This is a genomic window from Phormidium pseudopriestleyi FRX01, from assembly GCF_017313335.1.
Classification (GTDB): Bacteria; Cyanobacteriota; Cyanobacteriia; order Cyanobacteriales; family Laspinemataceae; genus Laspinema; species Laspinema pseudopriestleyi.
In genome coordinates, this window is sequence record NZ_JAFLQW010000448.1 from 1 (window position 1) to 5,020 (window position 5,020).

Genomic DNA, 5,020 nt, shown 5'->3' on the forward strand with positions numbered 1-5,020 from the left:
TCGAAGATTGGATAGACCAACTGCCTAACCCCACAGAACAAGACTCTGCCCATTAACATGGGCGCGAAAGGGTTCGCTACATCCCACGCTTAAAAGACGTGGGTTTTGCTCCCCTCTCGAACTCTCCCGCTCTATAAAAGCCTAGGGGTGGGTGGGACGACTGACGCGCTGACGTAACTCAAAGCGATCGCCGTGACACAGAATATGTAAGCGCATATTGTACAAACTCAAGGGGTCTGTGGCTCCCACTTGTTGATCGTTCGTCGCGAAAGCAGAACCGGGATCGACGATGGTCACGGTGCCTTTGCCAATCACTTCAATGACGCCATCGCCTTGAAACATGGCGCAAGTATCTTCGTCAATGCCGATGCCGAGGCGGTCTGGATGAGAGGCGATCGCCGAGAGGAGCCTTGCCATGCGATTCCGGTTATGGAAATGCTGGTCCACAATCACATCAGGCAGAATTCCCAATCCCGTTGCCATATCAACTAAGGAGCGATTCGGCGATTCTCCACTGCCTCCCCCGGCAATCATGTGATGTCCCATCACTGCGGCACCGGCACTGGTTCCTGCCAAAACAATTTTTCCTTCCCGGACCTTCATTCTAACCTTTTCCATCAAAGGCGTATCCGCGACTAAGGCGCAGAGTCGGAGTTGATCTCCGCCCGTCATAAAGACTCCCGTACATTCTTCCATGTACTCTTGCCACTTCGGGTCCTCTCCCTGGGTCCTTTCGCGAATATCTAGCAATTCTATGCTGGTGGCACCCATCTCCTCAAAGATCTTCTGATATCGGTCCCCGATCGCCGAGGGTTCCCGCGAAGCACAAGGAACGATCGCAATTTTCGCCTTGATTCCTCCAGCACGAGTAAAAAACGTATGCAGGATCTCGCGGCCATGAACTTTGTCTTCCGCACCGCCAATCACCATTACAGTGCTTTTAAGTGTTTGGGGCATCTTCTGTTGTAGGGATTGAGTGTCTAACTGTAGCATGGGTGGTCTTGCTATTGGCCCTTATTTTTTGTACGTTTCGATCCTTCCCCAAGCGCAGGGCTTTAGAGGGCATTCTTGTCCGTTTTTGCATCACCGGATGGGCAATCTTACGCCCAAGTGCGGACCCAGGGTCAGGGAGTTTAATTTTCTCACGTTTTTTACGATTCCACGGTTTTTTTTCCCGTGCTGGCTGAATCCCTGGGCTAGTTGGCGATCGCCCCGCTTACTTGCTTCCAGGATTTTTGCCCGTTTTTACCGGGTCAGCGCGGGTGCTTATTCAGTCGATATAATGGCAAAAATGGCAAAAATGGCAAAAATTTAGAATTCAAACATCACCCCCGAAAGGTATTTTCCTCAATAGTGGCGTGCCCGTGGCAAAGATAACAGCAGGGTAAAGCATTAGGCTAAGGCGATCGCCTCTACGGAATCAGGGAGAGATTCCCAACCTCGGGTAGCTTGGATAGTCGGACCTATAATAAAAGATTGTGTCCGCTCCCTTGTTTGTCCCTGTGCGAATAGATATTATCACGTTATTTCCCGATTTTTTTACCACCCCACTGCAATCTTCCCTCCTTGGGCGCGCCCTTGCTAACCAGATTGCTACAGTCAATCTCGTTAATCCTCGCGACTTTACGACGGATAAGCATCGTCGAGTCGATGATGAACCCTATGGCGGGGGAGTCGGAATGGTCATGAAACCTGAACCTTTGTTTGCAGCGGTCGAATCCTTACCCATCCTCCCTCGCCGCGAGGTGATTTTTCTCAGCCCCCAAGGGCAACCGATGAATCGTAACCTGTTCTGGGAATTCGCCCAAAACGTCGATCAACTTGTCTTGATTTGCGGACATTATGAAGGCATCGATGAACGGGTGATGAATATCGTGACTCGGGAAGTCTCCCTAGGAGATTTCGTCCTAACCGGAGGAGAAATTCCCGCCTTAGCCTTACTTGATGGGGTCGTCCGCCTGCTCCCCGGAACCGTGGGTAAGCCTGAATCCCTAGAAGCTGAAAGTTTCGAGGACGGTTTGCTGGACTATCCCCACTATACCCGTCCGGCCCAATTTCGCGACTGGAAAGTACCGGACGTTTTACTCTCGGGACATCATGGTAAAATTGAGGAATGGCGCAAAGCACAACAACTGCAACGCACTCGCGATCGCCGCCCGGACCTCCTCCAAAACCTCGACAATCTGTCAGTAAAAGATGACAATTCCTCGGGGGATAGGCTATGACTAAATAAATAAAGCTGGGTTTTCAGCCATGCATAAATTTAATCTCACCTTAGCCACTCTCCTGTGCCTCTTGCTCTTTAATGAAGTCAAGATTAACCCCTCGACTCGCCCAATGGGAGAGTGGATAGAGGTTCAATCCACTGCTTTAGCCCGCACCGGAGGACGAAGCCGGGGGGGGTCTTTTAGTCGCCCCACCCCCTCCCGTTCCACCCCCTCCCGTTCCACTCCCTCCCGTTCTACCCCCTCCCGTTCTACCCCCTCCCGGACCACCAATCCTACTCCTAGCCGTTCGGCCCCCAGTTCCAGTGGTTCCGGTAGTAGCAACACCCCCTCGCGCCCGAACAATCCCCCGCCCACAGATTCCACTCCCAGTCGCGGCAATACGGGAGGACGAGCAAGGGGCGGTTCCTTCGAGGCGCAACCCACTCCGGCACCCACTCGAACACCCACTCTGGCACCCACTCCAGTCCCCCAAACCACTTCCCCATCCAGAGGCGGAACGGTGGTGATCCCAGTGCCCGTTCCCGTCCCGCAACCTTACTATCCAACTCCCCAATACAGCGATCGCCCGTATCAAGATTCTGCTGGAACCGGACTCAAACCCGCCCCAGTCGTCCCCCCAACTTATGTCCCCAGTACCACCGCACCGGCAACCACCCAACCCATTCCAGGCGCACCTCAGTCTCCGCAATCGGGCTATGCCGGGACCCAATCTGCTCGAAATAATCGCTTTCCCTGGAAATTTTTACTGTTTTTACTGATCACCGGAGGGGCGATCGCTGCCATCTGGTGGATTCGTTCTAAACGTGCAGCCACCGCAGTTTCAGAACTCGAAAATGATATTGTCACCGTGACAAAATTGCAGGTTGCCCTATTAGCTTCCGCCCGAAAAATTCAATCCCATCTCACCGATTTAAGCCTCAGTGCCGAACTCGATACTCCCGAAGGATTGACTGAATTTTTACGAGAATCTGCCTTATCCTTACTCCGCCATCCTGAATATTGGACTCATGTTCAAACCCATTCGGAAACTGTTAAGAGTCGGGAAGAAGCAGGCCGAGTTTTTGAGCAATTATCGATTCAAGAACGCAGTAAATTTAGTGCAGAAACATTCAGTAACGTTGGGGGTAAAATTCGGCATCATCAATCCCGCCCCCAATCCGAAGGGGACCCCGCCTCTTATCTTGTGGTGACCCTCCTCCTGGGAACGGAAGATGATCACCCGTTATTTGGCCCCCTCCATTCTGCGGAAGAACTGCGATCGGCCCTGCAACAAGTCGCCGCCATCACCCCGGATTATCTCTTGGTGTTTGAGTTACTCTGGAGTCCCCAGGAAGCCACGGATAGTTTGAGCTATGATGACTTGCTAACTCAGTATAGTGACATGGTTCAAATTGGATAAGCGGCAGTCCCAAGGGAAATCCATGCAGGGCAACAACCGGCGGGGGATTTATGCCCAGGGGTTGTTGCTTTTAAAAGCGGCATTTGTATAACATTCAAACCAATCTACCTAGGATAAATATCAATGCTCAATCCAGAACTAAATAACGATATCGTCACCGTAACCCAACTTCAGATCGCTCTTAGTGCTGGAGGGAGTTCGATTCAATCTCAATTATCGAACTTGAGTCTGAAAGCCGACACGAAAACCCCTACCGGATTATATGAATTACTAGAAGTTACCCTAGAACAGTTTCTCGAAAACGCCCTCTATTGGACTCATCTTTTAGGCAGTTCGGAAACTTTCGAGAGTCGCGAGGCAGCCGAAGCGGTATTTGAAAGATTATCCCTTCAGGAACGGGGTAAATTTAGTGCGGAGACCCTCAGTAATGTGGAGGGAATCATTACCCAAGCTGATCAACCGGCAGTAATTCAGGACAGAGGAGAAGCTGCTTATGTGGTGATTACGTTGCTGCTGGGGACGGCACATGATAGCCCGTTATTTTCTCAAATTGATACGATCAGTGCGATGAAAACAGCCCTGAGTCAATTGCGATCGCTCTCGTCGGACTATCTACTCGTCTTTGAACTGCTGTGGAGTCCCCAAGCTCAAACCGATACCCTCTCGGTGCAGGATATGGCAACTTACTATGGCAATATGAAGGCGATCGCATGAGATGACCCCGGATCCCTGGGGGACAAGAAACCGGATTTCTATAGCAATCCTAAATGATTTATGACATATATAGCTCCCCTCTCCCCCTTTGGGAGAGGGGTTGGGGGTGAGGGTCTTCCACAACTGATTTAGGATTGCTATAGCAGCATCTGGCGTTGTTAAAAAAATTGAACAAAGAAACCCGGTTTCTGACAGGTTTCTGACCCTGTAGTGAGTAACAACAAGCCGGGTTTCTACCAACAACAAATGACCAACAACCAATGACCAACAACAAATGACCAACAACAAATGACCAACAACAAATGACCAACAACCAATGACCAATGACCAATGACCAATGACCAATGACCAATGACCAATGACCAACAACCAATGACCAATTCACCAAACAATACATCCAGGAACTGTTAAGGCAATTAGGTCAAACTGAAACCAGCAAAACTATGGCTTCAGAACGGCGAGAAATTGACATATTTTTCACGCCCAACCCGGGGAAAACATCGCCGATGCCAGTCACCTAGGCTTACTGGGAAGATTAGCGACAACTCCAGCGGTGTTTGAGCCCTTTAGCAATCCGGTTAAACCCAGAGAAATTCGCAGTTGTCTAGTTAAACTCTTAGATATCAAGGCAGAATTTGAACGTCAAGCCATCCGGGAAAAAAGACGGCTTACTCCCGCA

Annotated in this window: 4 protein-coding genes and 1 pseudogene; 4 read left to right on the plus strand and 1 reads right to left on the minus strand. The window is 50.5% G+C overall.

The features are described 5' to 3' along the window. Positions 1-141 precede the first annotated feature (141 nt). Positions 142-993: a cyanophycinase gene (locus tag J0895_RS16795; RefSeq protein WP_207089191.1), complete on the minus strand. Its 852-nt coding sequence runs from the start codon at positions 991-993 to the stop codon at positions 142-144. Between the two features lie 509 nt (positions 994-1,502). Here J0895_RS16795 and trmD point away from each other — a divergent pair. The 4 genes and pseudogenes from trmD to J0895_RS26020 form a co-directional block, all read left to right on the plus strand. Further along, positions 1,503-2,225, plus strand: a complete 723-nt coding sequence (gene trmD, locus J0895_RS16800) for a tRNA (guanosine(37)-N1)-methyltransferase TrmD (protein ID WP_207089194.1) — start codon at positions 1,503-1,505, stop codon at positions 2,223-2,225. A gap of 28 nt (positions 2,226-2,253) precedes the next feature. Next, positions 2,254-3,627, plus strand: a complete 1,374-nt coding sequence (locus J0895_RS16805) for a DUF1517 domain-containing protein (protein WP_207089192.1) — start codon at positions 2,254-2,256, stop codon at positions 3,625-3,627. Between the two features lie 123 nt (positions 3,628-3,750). Next, positions 3,751-4,341 carry a DUF1517 domain-containing protein gene (locus J0895_RS16810; RefSeq protein ID WP_207089193.1) on the plus strand — a complete coding sequence of 197 codons (591 nt, stop codon included), beginning with the start codon at positions 3,751-3,753 and terminating at the stop codon, positions 4,339-4,341. A gap of 395 nt (positions 4,342-4,736) precedes the next feature. Next, a pseudogene (locus tag J0895_RS26020) lies at positions 4,737-5,020 on the plus strand (hypothetical protein); the annotation flags it as partial.